At 64.9% G+C, this 22,905-nt stretch carries 24 protein-coding genes; 14 read left to right on the forward strand and 10 right to left on the reverse strand.

Annotated features, from left to right (window positions below):
- Nucleotides 1-15 precede the first annotated feature (15 nt).
- Both fsa and IT549_RS03005 read right to left on the reverse strand, forming a co-directional pair.
- Nucleotides 16-666, reverse strand: a complete 651-nt coding sequence (gene fsa, locus IT549_RS03000; protein WP_292969856.1) for a fructose-6-phosphate aldolase — start codon at nt 664-666, stop codon at nt 16-18.
- A 67-nt stretch (nt 667-733) separates the two neighbouring features.
- Nucleotides 734-1,414: a DUF4197 domain-containing protein gene (locus tag IT549_RS03005; RefSeq protein WP_292969857.1), complete on the reverse strand. Its 681-nt coding sequence runs from the start codon at nt 1,412-1,414 to the stop codon at nt 734-736.
- 67 nt (nt 1,415-1,481) lie between these two features.
- On the opposite strand from IT549_RS03005, the gene IT549_RS03010 reads away from it, so the two are divergent.
- The 3 genes from IT549_RS03010 to IT549_RS03020 all read left to right on the forward strand — a co-directional run bounded on the left by IT549_RS03010 (nt 1,482) and on the right by IT549_RS03020 (nt 5,949).
- Complete coding sequence (locus IT549_RS03010; protein ID WP_292969858.1) at nt 1,482-3,647, forward strand: primosomal protein N'; 2,166 nt, start codon at nt 1,482-1,484, stop codon at nt 3,645-3,647.
- A 46-nt stretch (nt 3,648-3,693) separates the two neighbouring features.
- On the forward strand, nt 3,694-5,217 hold the full coding sequence (locus IT549_RS03015; RefSeq protein WP_292969860.1) for a hypothetical protein: 1,524 nt from the start codon (nt 3,694-3,696) through the stop codon (nt 5,215-5,217).
- A gap of 99 nt (nt 5,218-5,316) precedes the next feature.
- Entirely contained in the window at nt 5,317-5,949 is a 633-nt protein-coding gene (locus tag IT549_RS03020) for a glutathione S-transferase (RefSeq protein ID WP_292969861.1), read from the forward strand.
- Here IT549_RS03020 and IT549_RS03025 read toward each other — a convergent pair.
- From IT549_RS03025 to IT549_RS03040, 4 genes are read right to left on the reverse strand one after another with little or no spacing between them, the layout of a single operon-like run.
- Nucleotides 5,941-6,795: a type II CAAX endopeptidase family protein gene (locus IT549_RS03025; RefSeq protein ID WP_292969863.1), complete on the reverse strand. Its 855-nt coding sequence runs from the start codon at nt 6,793-6,795 to the stop codon at nt 5,941-5,943. The two genes, IT549_RS03020 and IT549_RS03025, sit on opposite strands and share 9 nt — an antisense overlap.
- Nucleotides 6,796-6,846: 51 nt before the next feature.
- The gene (locus tag IT549_RS03030) at nt 6,847-7,611 is read right to left on the reverse strand and encodes an isocitrate lyase/phosphoenolpyruvate mutase family protein (RefSeq protein ID WP_292969864.1); all 765 of its coding nucleotides are present in this window, start codon (nt 7,609-7,611) and stop codon (nt 6,847-6,849) included.
- Nucleotides 7,611-8,630 (reverse strand): methylated-DNA--[protein]-cysteine S-methyltransferase, encoded by a 1,020-nt coding sequence (locus tag IT549_RS03035; protein WP_292969865.1) that lies wholly within the window; start codon nt 8,628-8,630, stop codon nt 7,611-7,613. Before IT549_RS03035 ends, IT549_RS03030 begins: the two co-directional genes overlap by 1 nt.
- A complete protein-coding gene (locus IT549_RS03040) occupies nt 8,630-9,106 on the reverse strand; it encodes a DUF1203 domain-containing protein (RefSeq protein ID WP_292969866.1) in 477 nt (158 codons plus the stop codon). Before IT549_RS03040 ends, IT549_RS03035 begins: the two co-directional genes overlap by 1 nt.
- A 153-nt stretch (nt 9,107-9,259) precedes the next feature.
- Between IT549_RS03040 and IT549_RS03045 the strand changes: the two genes are divergently transcribed.
- A complete protein-coding gene (locus tag IT549_RS03045; protein ID WP_292969867.1) occupies nt 9,260-9,802 on the forward strand; it encodes a DUF2202 domain-containing protein in 543 nt (180 codons plus the stop codon).
- On the opposite strand, the gene IT549_RS03050 is transcribed toward IT549_RS03045, so the two are convergent.
- Together IT549_RS03050 and IT549_RS03055 are read right to left on the reverse strand one after the other, a co-directional pair.
- On the reverse strand, nt 9,799-10,524 hold the full coding sequence (locus IT549_RS03050; protein ID WP_292969869.1) for a type 1 glutamine amidotransferase domain-containing protein: 726 nt from the start codon (nt 10,522-10,524) through the stop codon (nt 9,799-9,801). The two genes, IT549_RS03045 and IT549_RS03050, sit on opposite strands and share 4 nt — an antisense overlap.
- A gap of 2 nt (nt 10,525-10,526) precedes the next feature.
- Nucleotides 10,527-11,207 carry a dienelactone hydrolase family protein gene (locus IT549_RS03055; RefSeq protein ID WP_292969870.1) on the reverse strand — a complete coding sequence of 227 codons (681 nt, stop codon included), beginning with the start codon at nt 11,205-11,207 and terminating at the stop codon, nt 10,527-10,529.
- Nucleotides 11,208-11,365: 158 nt separating this feature from the next.
- Here IT549_RS03055 and IT549_RS03060 point away from each other — a divergent pair, with 158 nt between their 5' ends.
- From IT549_RS03060 to IT549_RS03080, 5 genes are all read left to right on the forward strand, one after another.
- Nucleotides 11,366-11,932, forward strand: a complete 567-nt coding sequence (locus IT549_RS03060) for a F0F1 ATP synthase subunit delta (protein WP_292969871.1) — start codon at nt 11,366-11,368, stop codon at nt 11,930-11,932.
- 6 nt (nt 11,933-11,938) lie between these two features.
- The gene (gene atpA, locus IT549_RS03065) at nt 11,939-13,468 is read left to right on the forward strand and encodes a F0F1 ATP synthase subunit alpha (protein WP_292969872.1); all 1,530 of its coding nucleotides are present in this window, start codon (nt 11,939-11,941) and stop codon (nt 13,466-13,468) included.
- A 110-nt stretch (nt 13,469-13,578) separates the two neighbouring features.
- Complete coding sequence (locus IT549_RS03070; RefSeq protein ID WP_292969873.1) at nt 13,579-14,463, forward strand: F0F1 ATP synthase subunit gamma; 885 nt, start codon at nt 13,579-13,581, stop codon at nt 14,461-14,463.
- Between the two features lie 26 nt (nt 14,464-14,489).
- The gene (gene atpD, locus IT549_RS03075; RefSeq protein WP_292969874.1) at nt 14,490-15,995 is read left to right on the forward strand and encodes a F0F1 ATP synthase subunit beta; all 1,506 of its coding nucleotides are present in this window, start codon (nt 14,490-14,492) and stop codon (nt 15,993-15,995) included.
- Nucleotides 15,996-16,001: 6 nt separating this feature from the next.
- A complete protein-coding gene (locus IT549_RS03080; protein WP_292969876.1) occupies nt 16,002-16,259 on the forward strand; it encodes an ATP synthase F1 subunit epsilon in 258 nt (85 codons plus the stop codon).
- 109 nt (nt 16,260-16,368) lie between these two features.
- On the opposite strand, the gene IT549_RS03085 is transcribed toward IT549_RS03080, so the two are convergent.
- The gene (locus tag IT549_RS03085; protein ID WP_292969878.1) at nt 16,369-17,211 is read right to left on the reverse strand and encodes a PhzF family phenazine biosynthesis protein; all 843 of its coding nucleotides are present in this window, start codon (nt 17,209-17,211) and stop codon (nt 16,369-16,371) included.
- An 11-nt stretch (nt 17,212-17,222) separates the two neighbouring features.
- On the reverse strand, nt 17,223-17,687 hold the full coding sequence (locus IT549_RS03090) for a DUF6265 family protein (protein WP_292969880.1): 465 nt from the start codon (nt 17,685-17,687) through the stop codon (nt 17,223-17,225).
- A gap of 177 nt (nt 17,688-17,864) precedes the next feature.
- Here IT549_RS03090 and IT549_RS03095 point away from each other — a divergent pair, with 177 nt between their 5' ends.
- Genes IT549_RS03095 through IT549_RS03115 form a run of 5 tightly spaced genes read left to right on the forward strand, consistent with a single transcriptional unit; the run spans nt 17,865 to nt 22,877 of the window.
- Nucleotides 17,865-19,712: an AMP-binding protein gene (locus tag IT549_RS03095; RefSeq protein WP_292969881.1), complete on the forward strand. Its 1,848-nt coding sequence runs from the start codon at nt 17,865-17,867 to the stop codon at nt 19,710-19,712.
- 19 nt (nt 19,713-19,731) lie between these two features.
- The gene (locus IT549_RS03100; protein WP_292969882.1) at nt 19,732-20,877 is read left to right on the forward strand and encodes an MBOAT family O-acyltransferase; all 1,146 of its coding nucleotides are present in this window, start codon (nt 19,732-19,734) and stop codon (nt 20,875-20,877) included.
- Nucleotides 20,878-20,881: 4 nt separating this feature from the next.
- Entirely contained in the window at nt 20,882-21,019 is a 138-nt protein-coding gene (locus tag IT549_RS03105) for a hypothetical protein (protein WP_292969883.1), read from the forward strand.
- Nucleotides 21,019-21,930 carry a sulfotransferase gene (locus IT549_RS03110; RefSeq protein WP_292969885.1) on the forward strand — a complete coding sequence of 304 codons (912 nt, stop codon included), beginning with the start codon at nt 21,019-21,021 and terminating at the stop codon, nt 21,928-21,930. The genes IT549_RS03105 and IT549_RS03110 overlap by 1 nt, the downstream gene beginning before the upstream one ends.
- Entirely contained in the window at nt 21,927-22,877 is a 951-nt protein-coding gene (locus IT549_RS03115; protein WP_292969886.1) for a hypothetical protein, read from the forward strand. The genes IT549_RS03110 and IT549_RS03115 overlap by 4 nt, the downstream gene beginning before the upstream one ends.
- Nucleotides 22,878-22,905 lie beyond the last annotated feature (28 nt).

A 22,905-nucleotide genomic window follows, 5' to 3' on the forward strand; every position in this document is an offset into this window, starting at 1 on the left:
TTCCTGGGGCAATCCCTAAATGGTTTGGCCGGTCTTGGCCCAGTCCGCCAGGAAACCCTCGATGCCCTTGTCGGTCAGAATGTGCTTGAACAGACCGCGGATCACGGCCGGTGGGGCGGTCATGACATCGGCGCCGATCTTGGCCGCTTCGAGCACGTGGACGCTGTGGCGAACCGAAGCGACCAGAATTTCGGTGCCGAAGTTGTAGTTGTCATAGATCAGGCGGATGTCGCTGATCAGCTGCATCCCGTCGAACCCGTTATCGTCATGCCGGCCCACAAAGGGTGAAACGAAAGTGGCCCCGGCCTTGGCTGCCAGCAGTGCCTGATTGGCGCTGAAGCACAGCGTGACGTTGACCATGGTGCCATCGCCGGACAGCGCCTTGCAGGTCTTGAGCCCGTCGATCGTCAGCGGCACCTTGATGCAGACGTTGTCGGCAATCTTGCGCAGCTTTTCGGCTTCGGCCATCATCCCGGCATGGTCCAGCGCCACCACTTCGGCGCTGACCGGACCATCGACCAGGCCGCAGATTTCGCGCGTCACCTCGATGAAATCGCGGCCCGACTTCATGATCAGGCTGGGATTGGTGGTAACGCCATCGAGCAGCCCGGTAGCGGCCAGATCCTTGATATCGTCGATTTCGGCAGTGTCGGCAAAGAACTTCACGGGTAACGGCTCCTGATGGCGATTCAACAATCTGCTATAGAGAGGCGGCCTAGCGCCGCAAGGGGCGCTAGAGAACCTTGAACACCCCGATCAGCAGCGGATCCCTGGTGCTTTCGGGATGGGCGCGGATCGCGCCTTCCTCGATTCCGATCTGCTTCCAGATCGAATTGTCGGCCCGGGTGGCGACAGACTGGGCGATCTGCCCGACATCGACCCCCGACAGCGCGCGGATTGCCTGCCCCAGCACCGGATCACCCGAAATGCGCAGCGCGTCCGACAGGCCCGGGACCATGGCGTTGACCAGACCCTGCCCCATCTGGCTGCGCAGATAGCCGGTTGCCGCGCTGGAACCGCCGCGCACGATTGCAACGGCATCAGGGATCGAAATATTGGTGACCGCTTCATAGACCAGCGGCGCGGCCCGTGCTGCGCCCTTTTCGGCCACCACGTTCAGCTGCTTTTGCAGGTTCTGCTTGAACACTGCCGAGGTCAGCAGGCTTCTGATCCCGCCACTCGCCCCGAACATTTCGGGCAGGTCGAACCGGGCCACTTCGCTGTCCCAGAAGCCGCCCGGTGCGGTCAGCTTGGCGAAGGCGTTCCTGGCCGAGATATCGAGCAGGCGGCGGATTGCATCGACCATCGAAAACCCGCCCATCGACTGGCAGCCCGGCAAGGCCAGCAATCCTGCGGCGGTAGTCCCGGCCAGGAATGCGCGGCGCGCGATCAGTCGATTGTCCAAGCTATCCATGATGCCCCACTCCTTCACAAAATTGCGGCTGTCACCGCCCTTGGTTTCTCGCCATAGAGACGCGCAGATGAACCGCGTCCGACTCCTTGTCTTCAATCCCGTGCTTTCGGTGCTTGATTACCGCCTTCCTGCTGGAATGGCGACAGAATTCGGGCAACTGGTGATCGCCCCGCTGGGTCCGCGCCAGGTGCTGGGGATCGTCTGGGATCCCGCGCGGCTGGCGGGTGACGAAGTACCCGAAGCCAAACTGCGCCCGATCCTGGAAGTGCTGCCGGTTCCCCCGTTTTCGCCGGCGCTGCGCAGCCTGATCGAATGGACCGCCGACTACTATGTCGCGCCGATGAATTCGGTGGCGCGGATGGCGCTGGGATCGATGGCCGCGCTGCGCGGCGGCGGGACCACTACCGAATACCGGCTTTCGGGCCACGAGCCCAAGCGGCTTACCCCGCAGCGCGCCGCCGCGATGGACGCGCTGGACGGCGAACAGGCGAGCATCCGTGAACTGGCGGCGCTCGCCTCGGTTTCCGAAGGGGTGCTGCGCGGGATGGTCGGCGCGGGGATCCTTGAGCCGGTGACGGTCGATCTTGACCGCCCCTACCCCCGCGCCCGGCCCGACCATGCCGTCCCTGAGCTGAGCGAGGCCCAGCAGGGCGCGGCGGATACCTTCGTCGCGGCAGTGCGCGGCGGCGGCTTCACGCCGTTCCTGCTCGACGGGGTGACCGGATCGGGCAAGACCGAATGCTATTTCGAAGCCATTGCCGAAGCGCTGCGCCACAAGCGCCAGGTGCTGGTGCTGCTGCCCGAAATCGCCCTGACCCAGAACTTCCTGCGCCGGTTCGAGGCCCGCTTTGGCGTGCCGCCGGTGCTGTGGCACTCCTCGGTCAAGCAAAGCGAGCGGCGGCGGGCCTGGCGGGCGATCGTTTCGGGTGAGGCGCAAGTGGTGGTCGGCGCGCGCTCGGCCCTGTTCCTGCCCTACAAGGCGCTGGGGCTGATCGTGGTCGATGAAGCGCACGAGGTCAGCTTCAAACAGGACGACGGGGTGCGCTACAACGCCCGCGATGTCGCGGTGATCCGCGCCCGGTTCGAAGCGATCCCGGTGATCCTGGCCAGTGCCACTCCCGCGCTTGAATCGCTGCAACTGGCCGAGGCCGGGGTCTATACCAAGATCGACCTGCCCGACCGGTTCGGCGGGGCCAGCCTGCCCGAAGTCTCGATCGTCGATCTGCGCAAGGAAGTGCCCGAACGCGGTCACTGGCTGGCCCCCCGGCTGGTGGCCGAATTGCAGGACCGGCTGGCCAAGGGCGAACAGTCACTGCTGTTCCTCAACCGCCGCGGCTATGCTCCGCTGACCCTGTGCCGGCATTGCGGCTATCGCTTTCAATGCCCCAATTGCAGCGCCTGGCTGGTCGAACACCGGCTCTCGCGGCGGCTGGCCTGCCACCATTGCGGGCACGAACTGGCCACGCCCGAGGAATGCCCCGAATGTCACACCGGCGATTGCCTGGTCGCCTGCGGCCCGGGGGTGGAGCGGATCGCCGATGAAGTGCGCGAGACCTTGCCCGATGCGCGGGTAGCGGTGGTCACCTCCGATACGCTCAACAGCCCGGAAAAGATCGCCGGGTTCGTCGCCGCAGCCGAGCAGAAGGCGATCGACGTGATCGTCGGCACGCAGCTGGTCACCAAGGGCTATCACTTTCCCGAGCTTACCCTGGTCGGCGTGGTTGATGCCGATCTGGGGCTGGAAGGCGGCGACCTGCGCGCAGCCGAGCGGACCTATCAGCAGGTCGCCCAGGTTGCCGGGCGCGCCGGGCGCGGCGAGAAGCCGGGCGAAGTGCTGATCCAGACCCGCCATCCCGAAGCCGCGGTGATCGCCGCACTGGCTGCCGGGGACCGCGACGCCTTCTATGCCGCCGAAGCCGAAGCGCGCAAGGAAGCCCATGCCCCGCCGTTCGGGCGCTGGGCGGCGATCATCGTCTCGTCGGAAAGCGAACCCGAAGCACGCGAGGCGGCGCGCGCGATCGGCGCGATGCGGCCCGATCTGCCCGATGTCATGGTGCTGGGCCCCGCCCCTGCCCCGCTTTCGCTGCTGCGCGGGCGCTATCGCTATCGCCTGCTGATCAACGCCCGCCGCTCGGCGCAGTTGCAGGATGTGATCCGCCAGTGGCTGGGCAAGCTCGAATTTCCCCAAGGGGTGCGGGTCGGGGTGGATATCGATCCCTATTCGTTTGTCTGAACGCAGGGAGTTGCCGCAACCCCACTAGTTCGGCAATAACAGCCACATGCACTGGATTCGCTTCTGTTTTGCCGCCTTGCTGGCGGTGTTCGCACAGCTACTTGTTCCTTCTGCGGCCCACGCCAAATGGCTGAAGGCTGAAACAAGGCACTTCATCATCTATAGTGAAGGCAGCGAGAAAGAGCTGCGCGCTGCGGCGATCCGGCTGGAGCGGTTCGATGCCTTGCTCAAGCTGAAACTCGGCTTCGAAGACAAGCCACACCAGCCAAAGCTGCCGATCTATTTCCTTGAGCGGCGCAGCGACGTGGCTGCGCTGACCAAGGGCTGGCTGCCCAATGCCGCCGGGTTCTTTTCGACCCGGGCGGAAGGCAGCTATGCGGTAGCCAATCGGGAAAAGGCCGCCAACCAGTTCGATCTGGGCAGCGATGGCACCCTGATGCACGAATACGGCCACTTCTTCATGTTCCGCAATGCGGCCTTCCCCTACCCCACCTGGTATGTCGAAGGGTTTGCCGAATTCGTCTCGACTACAACCATTGATGATGCCGGCAACTGGACAATGGGCAAGCCCGCGAATCACCGGGCATACAGTCTATTGAAGATGGAGCGGCTGCCGATCGAAAAGCTGCTGTTCGGCCGCTATCAGGGGCTTACCAAGAACGAGACAAGTGTCTTTTACGGCCGTTCGTGGCTGCTGACCCACATGCTGCTGACCCGGCCTGAACACAACAAGAAGCTGGGAATCTATTTCGGCGGAATCGCTGCAGGCAAGGATCAGCGCCAGGCTGCGATCGAGGCGCTTGGCGATCTGGCCGAACTGGACAAAACACTTGATCGCTATCAGCGCGAGAAGCTGACCTTCATTTCCTCGCGCAGCCCGCTCAACACAGACACGACGCTTACTGTGGTTCCGCTCGACGCGATGACCGATGGCCTGATCCCGCTGCGACTCAAACGCCTGTCAGCATCGGACATTGCGGACTTGCCGGCGCGCCTTGAACAGCTGGCTGCGCGCTTCCCGGCCGAGGCCGAGCCACTTTATGAGCTGGCCATGACCTATCGCGGGCTTGCGGCCAAGGCATCGCCCGAAGTGCGCAGTGCCCTTGATACCAAGGCCGAGGCCGCTGTCGATCGCGCCCTGGCGCTCAATCCAAAGCATGTCCGCGCCAATGTCATCAAGGCTGACTATGTCATGCGGCGCCTGCGCCTGGCCGGCGAGACCAGCCCTGAAAAGTGGTCAGCCGCGCGGGCCTATCTGCTTACGGCCAATCAGGCAGCAAGCGACGATCCCATGGTGCTGGTCGCCTGGTACGACAGTTTTGGCCGCCAGCGCCGCGAACCAAGCCAGACTGCCCGCGACGGGCTGGCCCGGGCCTTCGAACTGGTTCCCGAACAGCCAGACATCCGCGCCCGGTATGCTTACGATCTGGCCGCCCAGAACCGCTTCGACGAGGCGATCAAGCTGGCAGAAACGCTGGCCTTCAATCCCCACAGCGGAGCCCAGGGCGAACGGCTGCTGGAACGGATCAAGGCGATGCGCGATCGCAAGGCTCCCAAACCCGAGGAATGATCCGGCCCGGCCCTGCTCAGCAGCAAGTGGCCGGTCTGGATTTCGATCCGCGCAGTTTCGTGTAGAAGCAGGCCAAACAACGTCTGGGAGAACACGCCAATGCTGACCGTCCATCACCTGCGCATCTCGCAAAGCGAGCGGGTCGTCTGGCTGTGCGAGGAACTGGGGCTCGATTACGAGCTCAAGCTCTACAACCGGCGCGAGGACAACCGGCTGGCACCCGACGATTACAAGGCGCTGCACCCGATGGGGATCGCCCCGGTAATTACCGATGGCGACTTGGTGCTGGGCGAAAGCGGGGCGATCTGCGAATATATTGACCGCAAATATGGCGGTTCGCGCTTTTCACCGGGACCGGACAGCCCGGACTTCGCCGGGCACCTTTTCTGGTTCCATTTTTCCAACGCCACCTTCATGACCAACGGGATGATGGCATTGGCGGCACAGGCTGCCGGGGCCAGCGAACTGCCGGCCTTCGTGGCCGATCGCGGGGCCAAGAGCTGGCAGCTGGCCGAAGCGCGGCTGGGCGAGGCGGAATTCTTCGGCGGGTCGCAGCTGACCACCGCTGACATCATGATGGGCTTCAACCTGACGACGTCGCGTGCCTTCGGCGGGGCCTCGCTTGAACCCTTCCCCAATATTGCCGCCTATCTGCAACGGATCGGCCAGCGTCCCGCCTATCAGCGGGCGATGGCGCAGTGCGAGCCGGGCATGCCGCCGATGCTAAGCTGAAACGCCCGGACGTCGCCACATCGGCGCGATGGTTCCGTGATTGCGGAGCACCCGCGCCAGCAGCATCACACCGGCGGTGGTTGCCACCACCATGGCGACCACGCTGGCTTCCAGCCCGAACTCCCCGCCGGTCAGCCAGTCTGGTCCGAGCCGCCGGGTCACCAGCAGGCCGATCGGCGCGTCGCCGCCCGAAACCGGGATCGAGAAGATCCAACCCTGCGTAAAGTTCCAGCCGACATGGATGCCGATCGCCAGCCACAGCCGCCGCGTGACCATATAGGCCGCGCCCAGCAGCACCCCGGCTTCCAGCGCGATCGCAACGGCGGCAAAGATCGAGGATCCGGGGTTCGACAGATGCGCGGCGCCGAACAGCACCGACGTGATTCCCAGTGCGGCCCAGCTGCCCAGCATGCTTTCGATGTGGCGGAACAGCACCCCGCGAAACAGCATCTCTTCGAAAGTGCCGCTGGTCACCGCCATGGCCGCCATCGGCCAGATCGCGCCCCAACCGCGCAGCCCCAGCACTTCAAACCCGTCCAGCAGGGCGACAATCGCCGTCATCAGGCTGAACAGGCACAGCCCGGTCAGCAGCCCCGCCCCCAGTTCGCGCGGAGCGCCCGCAAATACCAGTTCGCGATCGTCTTCGCCTTCCAGAAAGCGGCGCAGCAGCTTCCACAGCCCGATCAGCGCGGCAACCAGCCCCAGCGCTCCGACAAAATGCAGCGGGCCATCGCGGCCCACCCCGATCCTGTGCGCGGCGGCTGAATAGAGCGATGCGACAAGGACTACCGCCAGCGCTTCCAGCACCAGCAGGCTCAGCGGAAACCGTACTATGCGCTTTAACATGGCCCCTCCGGTGACTGTATTAAGCAATTGATACAGCCAAGCACGGACCGGTCAATCCCGGGCGTAGGGCACGATTTCTCCGGCAAAGACCGCCTTGGCCTGCCCGGCCAGCCAGTCCATCGCCGCAGCCCAGGGGCCGTGGCCATAGCTGATCCGACCAACCCCGCAGGCCGCCAGTTCGGCGCGGGTGCCCCGCCCCGGTCCCCACAGAATGTTGACCGGCAGCGGCGATGCGGCGCAGATCGTGCGGATGATCGCATGATCGCCCAGGAACGGCACGAACAGCCCGCCTGCCCCGGCCCTGGCATAGGCCTGGGCGCGTTCGATCACCTGATCAATGTGCTGCTGGCCATAGTCCTCGGGCTTGACCCCGCGATAGACGTCGCAGCGCGCATTGACGAACAGCCCGCTGGCCGCCGCAGCAGCGATCCGCTCGGCGGCCTGAGCCAGCGGCAGCAGTTCCGTTTCGCCCGGCATGCGGTCTTCCATGTTGATCCCGGCAGCCCCGGCATCAAAGGCGCGCTTGACCGAGGCACGGACTTGCTCAGGCGTATCGCCATAGCCGCTTTCGAAATCGAGCGTGACCGGCAGCTCGACCGAGGCAACAATCCGTTCCAGGTTGCGCAACGCGTCCTCGATCGAAAAGTCCTCGCCATCCCTGAACCCCTCGGCCTCGGCCACGCCATAGCTGCCGGTGGCGATTGCCCTGGCGCCCGCTCGGGCCACCGCCTTGGCGCTGCCGGCGTCCCAGATGTTGAACAGCATCAGCGGATCGCCCGGCACGTGCAGCGCGCGGAACTGTTCGACCTGGCTCATCACTTTGCTTCCTTTTCCAAGAGCTTGCGCTTGATATCCAATCCATAGGCGTAACCGCCCAGGTGCCCGCCGGTACGGATCACCCGGTGGCACGGGATCAGCACCGCGACATTGTTCGCCCCGTTGGCGCTGCCCGCCGCACGCACCGCCCTGGGTTTGCCGACAGCGGCAGCGAGTTCGGCATAGGTGCGGGTTTCACCGGCCGGAATCCGTTGCAGCTCGCGCCAGACCGCTTCCTGAAAGGCAGTTCCCTTCACGTCGAGCGGGATGTGGCTGAAATCGCCCGGTGCCTCTACCGCTTCGACCACGGATTTGAGCAGCGCGCCAAACTCAGCCCCGCCCTCAACCAGCTCCGCGTTCGGAAAACGGTCTTCCAGTGCCTCACGCCCCTCGTTGAACGAAAGGCGGCAGACCCCCTTGTCGGTCGCGGCAACCAGCATCGATCCCAGCGAGGTTTCGACCACCGCCCAATGGATCGTCGCGCCCTTGCCGCCATTGGCCCAGGCCGAAGGCGCCATTCCCAGTCTCCCCTGATTGGCTTCATAGAACCGCGACGGTGCCGAATAGCCCGCCGCATAGATGGCATCGGTCACCCGGCCCTCTGCGGTCAAGGCCTCAGCCGCGCGTTCAGCCATCAGCGCGCGGGCATAGGCCGCGGGCGAAAGTCCGGTGTGACGGGTGAAGACCCGCTGGAAATGGCTGGGCGAATAGCCGGTCTCTTCGGCCAGCGCCGCCAGCGCGAGTGGCTGTTCGGCGGCCTTGATCGCGGCAATCGCGCTCAGCACCGCGCGTTCGTCGCGGCTGACATCGTCGGGCAGGCAGCGCTTGCACGGACGCAATCCCGCCCCGCGCGCGGCTTCGCCATTGGCGAAAAAGCGCACGTTGTGGCGCGCAGGGTGCCGCGCGGCGCAGCTCGGGCGGCAATAGATCCCGGTGCTCAGCACTCCGGTAACGAACCGCCCGTCAAAGGCCCGGTCGCGGGCCAGCACGGCGGTCCAGGCGTCTTCATCGGCCAGCATCACGCGGTCTCCCCATGGCGATCGATCCGCGCGGCGAAGCAGCCGTGCGCGGCGTTGTGGGCATGGATATAGGCGATAGCGGGATTGGCGAACAGGTCGCGAATCCTGCTGTCGGCCTCGCCCGGCAAGGCCAGCCGCGCATCGCGCAGATTGCCTTCCTGGTCGAACCCGCGCAGCCCCAGCGGGCGCCCCTCGAAGACCTGCGGGGTTGCATCGATCAGGTCGGCCGCCGTTACGTCCCGGCGGACATAGATTGCATAGGCGCTGCGATAGGGCGTGACGACATCGTGACTGGTGTGGTGCAGCAGGATCAGCTCTTCGCCTGCGCGGGCATCCTCCAGGCTGATCCGGCAGGGAAAGCCGCGATCCGCCTGGGCAACCACGCGGCGCGCATTGCGGCTGGCGAGTTCGGCGTCTGACAGGTCGAACAGTGCGGCGAAAGCATCGGGGGCAAGCCCGGTGATGCGGTAAGTCATGGCGGGTCCTTTCGTCTGTGGCCCCTGCCTAACCGCCAGCAATTCGCCGCGCGTCCCGGGCCTTGCGTTCAAAACACGCGCGACAAATTGCGACATTGAAGCGAGTGCAAGTTCAATTAGTCGTTACTAATATTGAGAGAAGGAGGAACGATCATGAACCGAGTCGCCAAGTTCTCACTCACTGCCGCCGCGATGGCGGGCATCGCCACCCTCAGCCTCGCTGCCAGACCCGCCCAGCAATCCGACGAACCAGTCCGTGCCGCGTTGCTGGCTGCGGTAGATGACGAATATCTGGCCGAAGCCACCTATCAGGCGGTGCTGGACAAGTACGGCGATGTCCGACCGTTCAGCAACATTATCCAGGCAGAGCGCCGCCACCAGCAAATGGTCAAGGCAGAGCTTGACCGGCGCAGCTGGAGCTATCCGGCCAACCGCTACACCGGAAAGATCGCCGCGCCCGCCAGCATGCTCGAAGCCTGCCAGACCGGGGTCAAGGCCGAGGTGGCCAACATCGCACTTTATGACCGGCTGCTGCCTACAATTGATGACCCTGCGGCAAAGGACGTCCTGACCCGGCTGCAGTGGGCCTCGCGGGAAAACCACTTGCCCGCCTTTCAGCGCTGCGTCGATCGCGGCGGATTCCCCGGTATGGGCCCGGGTGGAGGATCCGGTCGGCGCGGTGGCTGGCAGGGCTAGAGCAATTCGCCCAGCCGCACCGCCAATGTCCAGGCGTCTCCCGGCCAGCGCGCCGACAGGTAGTTGCCATCCTGCACCACGAAACCCGCGTTTGGCGCCTTTGATCCGGCGTAGCGCGGGAACAGCCCGCCGCGTTCGAATTTGCCGGTCTTGCCGATCCGCTGGCACACTTCGGTCTCAACGCTGATCGGATAGGTGCGATAATGGCCGGGCAGCGCCTTGGCAGTGAGGCGCACCGCAATCTCTTCCATGATGTGGGTCAGCGCGGTGGTGCGCTTGCCCTTGAGCAGGCCTGCGCGGGCCAGCGGCAATACCCCGTGACAGATCGCGCTGACCGGCTGGTTGGCGGCAAAGGCTTCCTTGCCAAGCCGGAACACCTCCGGGCTTTCGCAATAGCTCTTCATCCCCGGCGCGTGCCCGCCGGGGAAATGCAGCGCGGCATAGTCGCCGGCCCTGGCCTTGGCCCATTTGACCGGTTTCTTGAAATGCGGCGCGGCGATCATGGTGGCATAGGCCGCCTCAGCCTCCATCCGCGCCTTGAGCGACGCGGCGATCAGCGGCAGTCCCTCGCCGGTCAGTGTGATCGGATCGGCATAGGCCGGCTGGCCGCTGTCGGTGGCAAAGCACACCTCATGCCCGGCCTGTGACCAGACCAGCCAGGGCAGAGCGACCTCGCTGGGGTCATAGTCGAATTCGGGCAGGATGATCAGGATCTTGGCCATGTTCAGCCTCCCAGTGCCCGGAACAGCATCAGCGTGCGCTGCTTCGCCAGTTCGGCGCTTTCGGGGTGATAGTCCTTGCGCCGGTCGGAATTGAAGCCGTGCCCGGCCTCATAGATAAAGTGCTGCGCGGTGGGGTGTTGCTTGGCGATCAGCTGTTCGACCGGCTCGATCGGCACCATCGAATCGTACCTCCCGAAATGAGTGATTGTCGCGCATTTCGGCGCCTCGTCGGCCCAGCGGCCGGCGACATGACCGCCATAGTAACAGCTCGCCGCATCGAGCAGGTCCGAGGTCTGAGCCGAACGCCAGGCGAGCGAGCCGCCATAGCAATAGCCGACGATGAAGGTCGGACCGCCGCGCACGTGGATCCATTCGATGCAGCTTTGCACATCGGCCAGGCTGGTATCGAGCGGCTGCTCGTCGCGCGCGATCCGCACCGCGCGTTCCCATTCGGCGCCGGTATAGCCCAGCTCCAGCCCCGGCTCGATCCGGTCGAACAGCGCCGGGCTGATCACCTCATAGCCATCGGCGGCATATTCCTCGCACAGTTCGCGGATATGTTCGGTGACTCCGAAAATCTCCTGCACCAGCACCAACCCGCCCCGCCGCTCACCCTGGGGCTCGACATGGTAGCAGGGCAATTCATGCCCGTCAGACATCGTCAGCTTGAGCCATTCGGGCATAGATTGTCCTCTCAACCGCATTCCTATTCGGGAATGTCCTTGCCCCACCTTGCATCGCAGCACAATCATGGCTATGCGCGCCCCCGTCTGAGGGGTGGTGGTGCTGCCAAGCGCTGATTCCACCCTGCCAACGCACCCGATGCAAGGAACCTGAACGCGTGGAGAATTCCGGCGGTATTTCGGCCAGTCTAAGCGCCAGTCTTCAGGGGCGTTATGCCTCTGCGCTGTTTGAACTGGCTGCGGAAAAGAAGGCAGTGAGCAAGGTCGAAAGCGATCTTGAAGCGCTGCGCCAGGCGATTCTCGCCAGCCCCGAACTCGCCGCGCTGATTCGCAACCCGCGCGTCACCCGCCAGGCTGCCGGCCAGGCGATGGCCGCGCTGGGCAAGGCGCTCAAGCTCGATGCGCTGACCGGCAAGTTCCTGGGCGTGCTGGCCGACAACCGCCGCCTCGCCGCGCTGCCCGAAGTGGTCGCTGCTTTCGCCGCGATCGCCGCCGCCTCGCGCGGGGAAGTGACGGCGCAGGTCACCAGCGCCCATCCGCTCAGCGATGCCCAGCTCAAGGCGATCGTCGCCAAGCTGAAGGCCAGCGAAGGCAAGGACGTCAAAGTTTCCGCGAATGTCGATCCCGAGGTGCTGGGTGGGCTGATCGTCCGCATCGGCTCCAAGCAAATCGACAGCTCGATCCGCACCCGTTTGAACACCCTCGCGCAAGCGATGAAAGGCTAAGAAGCAATGGATATCCGCGCCGCTGAAATCTCGAAGGTCATCAAGGACCAGATCGCCAGCTTCGGCACCGCCGCCCAGGTCTCGGAAGTCGGTTCCGTGCTCTCGGTGGGTGACGGTATCGCCCGCATCCACGGGCTGGACAACGTCCAGGCCGGTGAAATGGTCGAATTCGCCAACGGCGTGAAGGGCATGGCCCTGAACCTCGAAGCCGATAACGTCGGCGTCGTGATCTTCGGTTCGGACTCGGAAATCCGCGAAGGCGATACCGTGAAGCGCACCGGCACGATCGTTGACGTCCCCGTCGGCAAGGGCCTGCTGGGCCGCGTGGTTGACGCTCTGGGCAACCCGATCGACGGCAAGGGCCCGATCAAGGCCGACAAGCGCCAGCGCGTCGAAGTCAAGGCGCCGGGCATCATCCCGCGCCAGTCGGTCAACGAGCCGGTGCAGACCGGTCTCAAGGCGATCGACGCCCTGGTCCCCGTCGGCCGCGGCCAGCGCGAACTGATCATCGGTGACCGCCAGACCGGCAAGACCGCCGTCGCGATCGATACCTTCATCAACCAGAAGGGCCCGAACTCGGGCACCGACGAGAAGAAGAAGCTCTACTGCATTTACGTCGCGGTCGGCCAGAAGCGCTCGACCGTTGCGCAGATCGTCCGCCAGCTCGAAGAAAACGGCGCGATGGAATATTCGATCGTGGTCGCCGCGACCGCGTCGGAGCCCGCCCCGCTGCAGTACCTGGCGCCCTACACCGGTGCGACCATGGGCGAATTCTTCCGCGACAACGGCATGCACGCCGTCATCGTGTACGACGACCTTTCCAAGCAGGCCGTGGCCTATCGCCAGATGTCGCTGCTGCTGCGCCGCCCGCCGGGCCGCGAAGCTTACCCCGGCGACGTGTTCTATCTCCACAGCCGTCTGCTGGAGCGTGCGGCCAAGATGAACGACAGCATGGGCGGCGGATCGCTGACCGCATTGCCGATCATCGAAACCCAGGCCGGCGACGTTTCGGCCTACATCCCGACCAACGTGATTTCGATCACCGACGGCCAGATCTTCCTTGAAACCGGCCTGTTCTATCAGGGCGTGCGCCCGGCCATCAACGTCGGCCTCTCGGTGTCGCGCGTGGGCGGTGCGGCCCAGACCAAGGCGATGAAGAAGGTCGCTGGCTCGATCAAGCTGGAACTGGCGCAGTACCGCGAAATGGCGGCCTTTGCCCAGTTCGGCTCGGACCTCGACGCTTCGACCCAGAAGCTGCTCAACCGCGGCGCACGTCTGACCGAGCTGCTCAAGCAGGCCCAGTTCAGCCCGCTGCCGTTCGAAGAGCAGACCGTGTCGATCTTCGCCGGCACCAACGGCTATCTCGATGGCATCGCCACCGGTGATGTGACCCGCTACGAAGCCGAAATGCTCAGCTTCATGCGCGACAAGCACGCCGACGTGCTGGGCATGATCCGTGACAGCCGCGATTTCGGTGACGACGCCAAGAAGGCCACCGTCGCCGCGCTCGAAGCCTTTGCGAAGCAGTTCGCGTAACCAACCCGCGCCGTCACCCCGGGCTTGACCCGGGGTCCCGCTTCGGCGGCGGCGCAGTAAAGCGGGACCCCGGATCAAGTCCGGGGTGACGCAAAAGAGGAACCGATAGAGTGGCTTCACTCAAGGAACTCAAAGGGCGGATCAACTCGGTCAAGTCGACCCAGAAGATCACCAAGGCCAAGCAGATGGTCGCAGCGGCCAAGCTGCGCAAGGCGCAGGCGGCTGCCGAAGCTGCCCGCCCCTATGCCAGCCGTCTGGCCGCGGTGATGGGCTCGATCGCCGGCAAGGTCACCGTTTCGGAAAGCAGCCCCAAGCTGCTGGCCGGCACGGGCAAGGATCAGGTCCATCTGCTGGTCGTCGCCAACAGCGACAAGGGCCTGTGCGGCGCCTTCAACTCGAACGTCGTCAAGGCCGCGCTGTCGGCCGCGCGTGAACTGGAAGGCCAGGGCAAGACCGTCCTGTTCTACCTGATCGGGCGCAAGGGCCGCGCGGTGATCCGCCGCGCCTATCCCAAGGCCGTGCTGGCTTCGTTCGACACCACCAGCGTGCGCGAACCGGGCTATGCCGAAGCCGAAGCGATCGCCGATGAGCTGATGGCGCTCTACGACGAAGGCAAGTTCGACGTCGCGCACCTGTTCTACTCCAAGTTCAAGAGCGCGTTGCAGCAGGATCCCACTCAGCAGCAGATCGTGCCCGTGCCGACCCAGTCCGCCGCAACCAAGCTGGACGCGGGCGCTGGCAGCGCGGTGGATTACGAACCGGAAGAGGAAGCGATCCTCGCCGCCTTGCTGCCGCGCTACCTGCGCACCCAGCTGTTCGGTGCGCTGCTTGAAAACTCCGCATCGGAACAGGGCGCCTCGATGACCGCGATGGACAACGCGACGCGCAACGCGGGCGAGCTGATCAACAAGCTGACAATCCAGTACAACCGCAGCCGCCAGGCCGCGATTACCACTGAACTCATCGAAATCATTGCGGGCGCCGAAGCGCTCTAACGACATTCAAGGCAAGGAAACTGACCATGGCTACCGCCACTAAGACCACCAAGGCCCCGGCCAAGAAGGCCGCAGCTCCCAAGGCCGCCAAGGCTGCCGTTGCCGCGACCGGCAAGATCAGCCAGGTCATCGGCGCGGTCGTCGACGTGACCTTTGACGGCGAACTGCCCGCGATCCTTTCGGCGCTCGAAACCGACAACAACGGCAACCGCCTGGTGCTCGAAGTTGCCCAGCACCTGGGTGAAAACACCGTCCGCACCATCGCGATGGACGCAACCGACGGTCTGACCCGCGGCCAGGCCGTTTCGGCCACCGGCGCGCAGATCTCGGTCCCGGTTGGCCCCAAGACCCTGGGCCGGATCATGAACGTGATCGGTGAGCCGATCGACGAACAGGGTCCGGTTGGCGCTGCCAAGAGCAACCCGATCCACGCCAAGGCTCCGGAATTCGTCGATCAGTCGACCGAAGCCGCGATCCTGGTTACCGGCATCAAGGTGATCGACCTGCTCGCGCCCTATGCGCGCGGCGGCAAGATCGGCCTGTTCGGCGGTGCCGGCGTGGGCAAGACCGTGCTGATCCAGGAACTGATCAACAACATCGCCAAGGGCCACGGCGGGGTTTCGGTGTTTGCGGGCGTGGGTGAACGTACCCGCGAAGGCAACGATCTCTACCACGAATTCCTCGACGCCGGGGTTATCGCCAAGGACGCCAAGGGCAACCCGACCCCCGATGGTTCGAAGGTCGCGCTGGTGTTCGGTCAGATGAACGAACCCCCGGGCGCGCGTGCCCGCGTGGCGCTGTCGGGCCTGACCATGGCCGAATACTTCCGTGACGAGGAAGGCCAGGACGTGCTGTTCTTCGTGGACAACATCTTCCGCTTCACCCAGGCCGGTTCGGAAGTGTCGGCGCTGCTGGGCCGTATTCCTTCGGCGGTGGGCTATCAGCCGACCCTGGCGACCGACATGGGCGCGCTGCAGGAACGCATCACCTCGACCAACAAGGGCTCGATCACCTCGGTCCAGGCGATCTACGTTCCCGCGGACGACCTTACCGACCCTGCGCCGGCCACCTCGTTCGCCCACTTGGACGCAACCACCACGCTGAACCGCGCGATTTCGGAACTGGGGATCTACCCGGCGGTTGACCCGCTCGACTCCACCTCGCGCGTGCTGACCCCGGCGGTTGTCGGCCAGGAGCACTATGATACGGCCCGCCGCGTTCAGGAAACGCTGCAGAAGTACAAGTCGCTGCAGGACATCATCGCCATCCTGGGCATGGACGAACTGAGCGAAGAAGATAAGCTGACCGTCGCCCGCGCGCGCAAGATCCAGCGCTTCCTCTCGCAGCCGTTCCACGTCGCCGAAGTGTTCACCAACATCCCGGGCAAGTTCGTCCAAGTCGAAGACACCGTCCGCTCGTTCAAGGCGGTGGTTGACGGCGAATACGACCACCTGCCCGAAGCGGCCTTCTACATGGTCGGCGGCATCGACGAAGCCGTTGAAAAGGCCAAGAAGCTGGCCGAGGAAGCGTAAGGCATCATGGCTCTCCACTTCGAACTCGTCACCCCCGCCCGCCTCGTCCGCTCGGACGACGTCTATATGGTCGTCGTTCCGGGCACCGAGGGTGAGGAAGGCGTGCTGGAGGGCCATGCGCCCTTCATGACCACGATGCGCGATGGCGCGGTGCGGATCTACAAGACCGAAGGCGCCGCACCGGAAGAAATCCGCGTCACCGGCGGTTTCGCCGAAGTGGGTGAAAACGGGCTGACCGTTCTGGCGGAGCACGTCGAAGGCTAAGGCTTTCGCACAAGTCCGGACAAGCAAGGGGCGGCCTTCGGGCCGCCCTTTTTGTTGCGCTTTCGAAGGTCCTCCCAAAATGCGCCATTCGCCAAATATGGAGAGGATTTTACAGGCTGACCGTTCCCTCGATACAGCTCACGCAGTGTCCGCCAACGTGGACATCCGCGCCTTCGATCCGCATCGCGATCCAGCCGTCGCGGCCAAGCTGGCGGCCCTGGCTGGCAAGATAGCTGTCGCCATCGCCGATCTGCCCCATGGCCAGCCGATAGGCCCCGACGGCCGCGTTGCCGCTGCCGCAGACCGGATCTTCGGGGATACCGTCGCCTGGCGCGAAGCTGCGGACCATCACCTTCTCGCCGTCCCGCGCAAAGATCGTCGCGCCGGTCATCCCGGTGCGTTCGTAGTAACGGGTCAGCCGGGCCGGATCGTGGGCCAGGTTTTCAAGCGCGGCCATATCGGCCAGCTCGGCCACCAGCCAGGTCGGCCCGACATTGACCGCATGCGGCTTGCCCAGCAGCTTCACGCCCTCATCCAGCCAGGCGCTGGCTTCGGGGTCGGGCAGCTCTTCCAGCGAATAGCGCGGCAGCTTGAACGAGACGCCGTGCGTCCCCAGTGCCAATTCGACCAGCCCGATCTTGCACTGCTGGACCAGCCGGCCATCGCGCGGACTGGCCAGCCCTGCCGCAACCACCGCATGGGCCGTGCCCAGCGTGGGATGCCCGGCAAAGGGCAGCTCGTCCTTGGGGGTGAAGATGCGCAGGTGATAGTCCGCGCCCGGCATGGTCACCGGCACCACAAAGGTCGTCTCGCTGAGGTTTGTCCAGTTGGCGAAAGCCTGCATTTCGGCGTCCGACAGCCCCTCGCCATCGAGCACCACGGCCACCGGATTGCCTTTATAGGGAACCTGGGTGAAGACATCGACTTGGGTGAACGGGCGGCTGCGAGGCATCGGATCGGTCCTTATTCGTCTTGCGGCGGGATTACCTGGCGATAGTTCCAGCGCATCGGCTTGCTGCCGTCGAGCAAGGAAATCTCTGCGACGAGCAACTTTCCTTGCCTCGCATAGCGGATTCGTTGCGGATAGTCGTTGGCCGGATTGGCGAATTCGACCGCCTGCTCGCTGACCAGCACCATCGGGAATTCGACCGGCGTGCGGCCCTGCAGCTGGACCACGAAGACCATCGTCCCATCGCGGCGCTGCTGGATCTGCATCGCTTCCCAGTTCTGCAGCTGCGGGCCAAAGCCGGTGCGCGACAGGCCCAGCATCAGCCCGCCGCGCGCATCGGTCCAGACCTCGTCGGCCCAGTCGGTGCCGTCCTCGGTCATCCAGGTGCCCGCCATCCAGGCCGGCAGCGGCGCGCCCTTGGGGGCTTCGGCGGCCAGCGGGGCTGCCATCAGCACGGCCGCGAGGAGCAGTTTCTTCATCGATCAGGCCTTTGCGCTGCAGCGGATGAACCCCGCCTTTAGCCGCCGATCGCGCGCGGAGAAAGTGCCATGCAAGTTCGCGGTTCCTAACCCAAAATTAACCATCGCAGCCTAGCTCTTCCCTTGAACGGGAATGGGACCGGCGACTGGCCGGACCAACAGGCGAGATGGGGCAACATGTCGAAACTGAACGCAGCGATCCTTGGCGCATTCGAACAGCATCGCCGCAAGACCTACATGATCGGCACCAGCGAACTTACCTATGCCGAGCTGGAAGCCGATGTGGCGGCGCTGGCTGCCTTTCTGCGCGCGAAGGAGCTGGCGGGCGAACGCCTGCTGGTGCTGACCGGGCAGGACCGCGCGCTGCTGACCACCTTCTACGCCGCGCAGCTTTCTGGCGTGACGATCGCGATCCTTGACCCCAAGGCCCCCGCGGCCGAGCTGGCCACGCTGATCGAGGCTGCCCAAGCCAAGGCGATTGTGGCCGACAGCGAAGTGATCGAACGTCTCGACGCCGCCGGTGCGCTGGCCCAGATTGCCGTGCGCCTGCCGGTGGGCGCCGAAGCTGCCCCCAAGAAAGGCGGGTTCCGCCTGTTCGGCGGCGCCAAGCCTGCCGCAGCCACGCCTGCTGACGACTTCGCCGGAACCATCGCCGCGCACAAAGGTGCCGCACTGGAAGCCGTGCCGGTCGATGAGGAAGCGATCAGCTATATCCTGTTCACTTCGGGCACCACCTCGCGGCCCAAGGGCGTGATGATCTCGCACCGCGCGCTCAACGCGCAGATGTGCACCTTCGTGAAGAATTACGGGCTGGGCGCGGACAGCAAGGTGATGAACCTGCTTCCGTTCCACCACACCGATGGCCTTACGCAAGGCGCGGTGATGAGCCTCTATGCCGGCGCCTCGTTCGTGCGGCCCTATGCCTTTACCCCGGATGTCCTGCCGCAGATGATGCAGGACCTCTATCGCCACGCGATCAGCCACCTGGTGACCGTTCCTTCGGTGCTGGCGCTGACCAAGGCGCTCGACAGCAGCTTCGACACCAGCTTCGACTATCCCGAATTCCGCTTCGTGATCTCGACCGCCGCCTATCTTGATCCGGTGCTGTGGCAGGCCTGCGAGGCCCGCTTGGGCATGCAGGTGGTCAATGTCTATGGCCTGACCGAAACCGTCTGCGAAACGATGTACTGCGGCCCGGCCGCCGAACATCGCCGCCTTGGCTCGGTCGGCAAGCCGATCGACAGTCTGGCCAAAATCGTGGACGAGGACGGCAACGAACTGGGGATCGAACAGTCGGGTGAGCTACTGGTCGGCGGCGATCACATCATGAGCGGCTATTTCAACAACCCTGAAGCCACCGCCGCAGTGCTGCAGGATGGCTGGTTCCGCACCGGCGATCTGGCCAAGCGCGACGCCGAAGGGTTTTACTGGATTACCGGCCGCAAGAAGGACCTGATCATTTCGGGCGGCATGAACATCTACCCCGAAGACGTGAACGGCGTGCTCCGCCAGATCCCCGGAGTGCTCGATGCGGTCACTTTCGGCCTGCCCGACCCGATGTGGGGCGAACGCGCGGTAAGCTGCGTGATCGTGGACGAAAATGCCGATCCGTCGGTCGAAACGATCGTCGAACAGTTCCTCCAGCGCGCATCGAAGCAGAAGCTGCCGCGCGATATCGCCAAGTTCGAAAGCTTCCCGCGTGGCCCCGCCGGCAAGGTGGTGATGGCCGAAATCAAGGCGCTCTACGCGCTGCACCAGGGCCGCGACGAAGCGCCCGCCGGCGCCGCAGGCGATGTCGGCGCCCAGATCTACAGCCTCGCCGCGCGGGTGCTGCACTGCGCGCCCGACCAGCTTTCGCCCGCCTCCGAGGCCGAGACCGTCGCCGGCTGGACCTCGCTCAGCCATGTCGAGATGATGCTCGCGCTGGAAGAGGAATTCGGCTTCAAGCTGTCGAGCCGCGAGATCATGAAGTTCCGCACGCTGGGCGACGCGATCGAGATCGTGCGCAAGCGCCAGGCCGCCTGAGGGCTGGCGCGGGGCGCACGTGGACATCCTTTCCACCATCTGGCTGGCCGCGATGGCCGGCGTCACTGCGGCGCACTGGCTGGCGCCCGAAAAGCTGCGGTCGTGGGTGCTGCCCGGGCTGACCGCAGCGCTGCTGGGCTGGCTTTCGCCGCTGACCCTGGCCTTCCTGCTGCTGGCGATCCTGCTGGCCTGGGGCAGCCAGCGGCTGGCGCATAGCGGCCCGGCGATCGCACTGGCCGCGATGCTGCAGCTGGCTCCGGTGATTGCCTGGCGGCTCAATGCCCAGGTGCCGCTGCCGCTGATCGAGGGAATCGCGATCCCGCTGGGCCTGTCCTACCTTGCGCTGCGCGGGATGCATTACGTGCTGGAGGCTTACAAGGGCACCCTGCCCCGGCACGAACTGGCTGATACCGCTGGCTATTTCCTGTTCCTGCCGACGATCACCGCCGGCCCGATCCACCGCTTTGCCCCTTACCTGGCCGACCAGCGCCGCCTGCGCTGGAACGCTGCACTGTTCTCGGAAGGGCTGGAGCGGATCCTGTTTGGCTATGTGAAGGTCACTTTCCTGGCCAACGTGTTGATCGACACGCATTTCGTGGGCTGGATCGATGCCCACCACACGGCCCAAAGCGCCACTCACACGTACCTCACCATAGTGGCCAAGGGCCTTAACGGGTACCTTCAGTTCGCCGGCTATTCCGATGTCGCGATCGGCTTTGCCCGGCTGCTCGGCTACCGGGTGATGGAGAACTTCGACAGGCCGCTGACCAAGCCCAATGTCCAGCGCTTCTGGGGCGCCTGGCACATGAGCCTGACCAGCTGGTGCCGCGACTATGTCTATACGCCGGTCTTCTCGCTGACCCGCGCCCGCAGCCTGGGGATCCTTGCCTCGATGGCGGTGTTGGGACTGTGGCACGAATTCACGCTGCGCTACCTCGCCTGGGGGCTTTACAACGGCGCGGGGATCGTTGCCTGGCACCAGTGGCGCAAGCTGGCGGGCGAGCGGCTTGAACGCCAGCTGCTGGACAAGCCCGCGCTGGCCCGGGCCTGGCAGGTGCTGGCCGTGCTACTGACCGTGCATTTCATCTTCCTGGGCTTTGTGCTGGTTCAGCACCCCAGCCTGTCCGAAGCCGTGGCCACCTGGGCCCGCCTGCTGGGGCTATAAAGCAATGTACCAGATCCTGCTCGACCGCTTTGGCCAACGCGCCGCCTACTGGGGCACCATGGCCGCCTATGCATTGCTGCTGGGGCTGGTCGCCCTCTCCTTCTCGGCCCCGGCGGCCGAGTTCCGCTATGGACACCTGTGATGAACCACGACCTGCCCATCATCATCATCGGCTGCCCGCGTTCGGGCACCACGCTGCTGCGCCGATTGCTGGCTGCGCATCCGCAGATCGACTGCCCGGGCGAAAGCTTCCTGCTGCGCGCCGCAGTGCGGTTCCTGTCGGGCGAGACCGTGGCCGAGGGAATCGACTATGGCCCGTTCGGCGGGCTGGGCGCGCTGGGCTTCAGCCGCGACGAGGTCAAGGCCCGCCTGCGCGACTTCACCCTGTCATTCCACCGCGATCTCGCCGCCAAGGCGGGCAAGCGCCGCTATGCGATCAAGACCGCGGTGGACAGCTTCTACCTGCCCGAACTGCTTGACCTGCTGGACGGTCAGGCGCGGGTCGTCTGCCTGGTCCGCCACGGCGGTGACGTTGCGGTAAGCCTTTCCGAATTCACCGAAAAGATGGAAGGCCCGATCGCCGAGCTGATGCCGTTCCTGAACCAGCACCGGCGCTTCATGCCGGCCTGGACCGCGGCCTGGGCCAAGGTCACCACCGACATGCTCGATGCCGCCGAAGCCCACCCGGACCATGTGTTCGGCCTGCGCTATGAAGACCTGGTCGAAGAGCCCGAAGGCGTGCTGGGCGAACTGTTCGATTTCCTCGACGAGCCTTGCGATGTGCCGGCACTGCTGGCCGAAGCCTTTCGCCCCAAGGACGTTCACGGCCTGGGCGATTACAAGACTTTCGCCACCAAGGGTCTGGAGAAAGGCAGCATGGGCCGCTGGGAACAGCTGCCCGAACGGATCAAGGCCGAACTGGCCCCGATTGCCAACCCGGTGCTGGAACGCGCGGGCTATGCGCCGATCGCCGCCGATGCCGGAAGCGGCGACGCGATGCGGCTGCACGAACTGGCGATGATGTACAACAATGCCAAGGGCAGTGGTGAATGACCGACACCGGCTTCATTGCCGATGCCCCGCCCAGCCGGCGCAGCGCCGCGCAAGCGCCGCTCGACGCATGGCTGCGGGCGCTGCTGGCAGTACTGCTGGCAATCTTTGCGCTGGGTACCTGGTTCGCCTGGGTTCACACCCCGATGCCGGAAGTGGTTGACAAGCCGCTGTTTGAAAAACAGTTTTCCGATCTTGATCGGCAGTTAACCGAACTGCGCGGCCAAGGCGAAAAGCCGATTTCGGTGGTTTTCCTGGGTACCTCGCGGATCCGCAACGTCACGCTCGATGCCGCGCATGTCGCGGCTTCGGCCCGGGCGGCGGGGATCGCGCGGCCGGTGGCCAGCACGGTGATCGGGGTCAACTGGGGTGGGTTCGAACGCTTTGGCCCGGCTCTGCCGATGATCGAGGCGCGCCGCCCCGATGTACTGGTGGTGATGCCCGAATTGCTGAGCGAGGACTTTACCCCCCTCACCCGCGCGCGGATGGGCAAGAGCTGGCTGCAGGCAAGCCTGTGGGGCAAGGACTACACGCCTTTCGCCACCGGTGAGACGACACTGAAGGTCTGCCTGGGCTTTGACCAGCAGCCCGCCGACCGCGATGCCGAATTCCGCAGCTTCGTGGTGCCCGATCAGGACAGTCGCGGCCCCGCCATGGCCCGTGCGTTCCTGGCAAAGCTGGCGCGCAGCGGCACCCGGGTTATCGTTACCGACGTGCCGGTTTCTGCTGAACTTGCCGCGATCCGCCCCCCGGTGGTCGGCGGGCGGGACCTGCTCACCCAGCTGGGGCTGGCAGACCTGCCCAACGCCGCAGCCGTGGTGCTGGGCAGCCGCTTTCCGCGCCAGGTCTATTGCGACTTTGCCCATATGAATCCGGCACATGACCGCGAATGGCAGACCGCCTTTTTCGCCGAGCTGTTCCGGCAGACGAAAATTGGCTTCGCATATTAGGAAATCTTCAAAGTTTCCGGCCTATTCA

The organism is Novosphingobium sp. (assembly GCF_020852455.1).
Lineage (GTDB): Bacteria > Pseudomonadota > Alphaproteobacteria > Sphingomonadales > Sphingomonadaceae > Novosphingobium.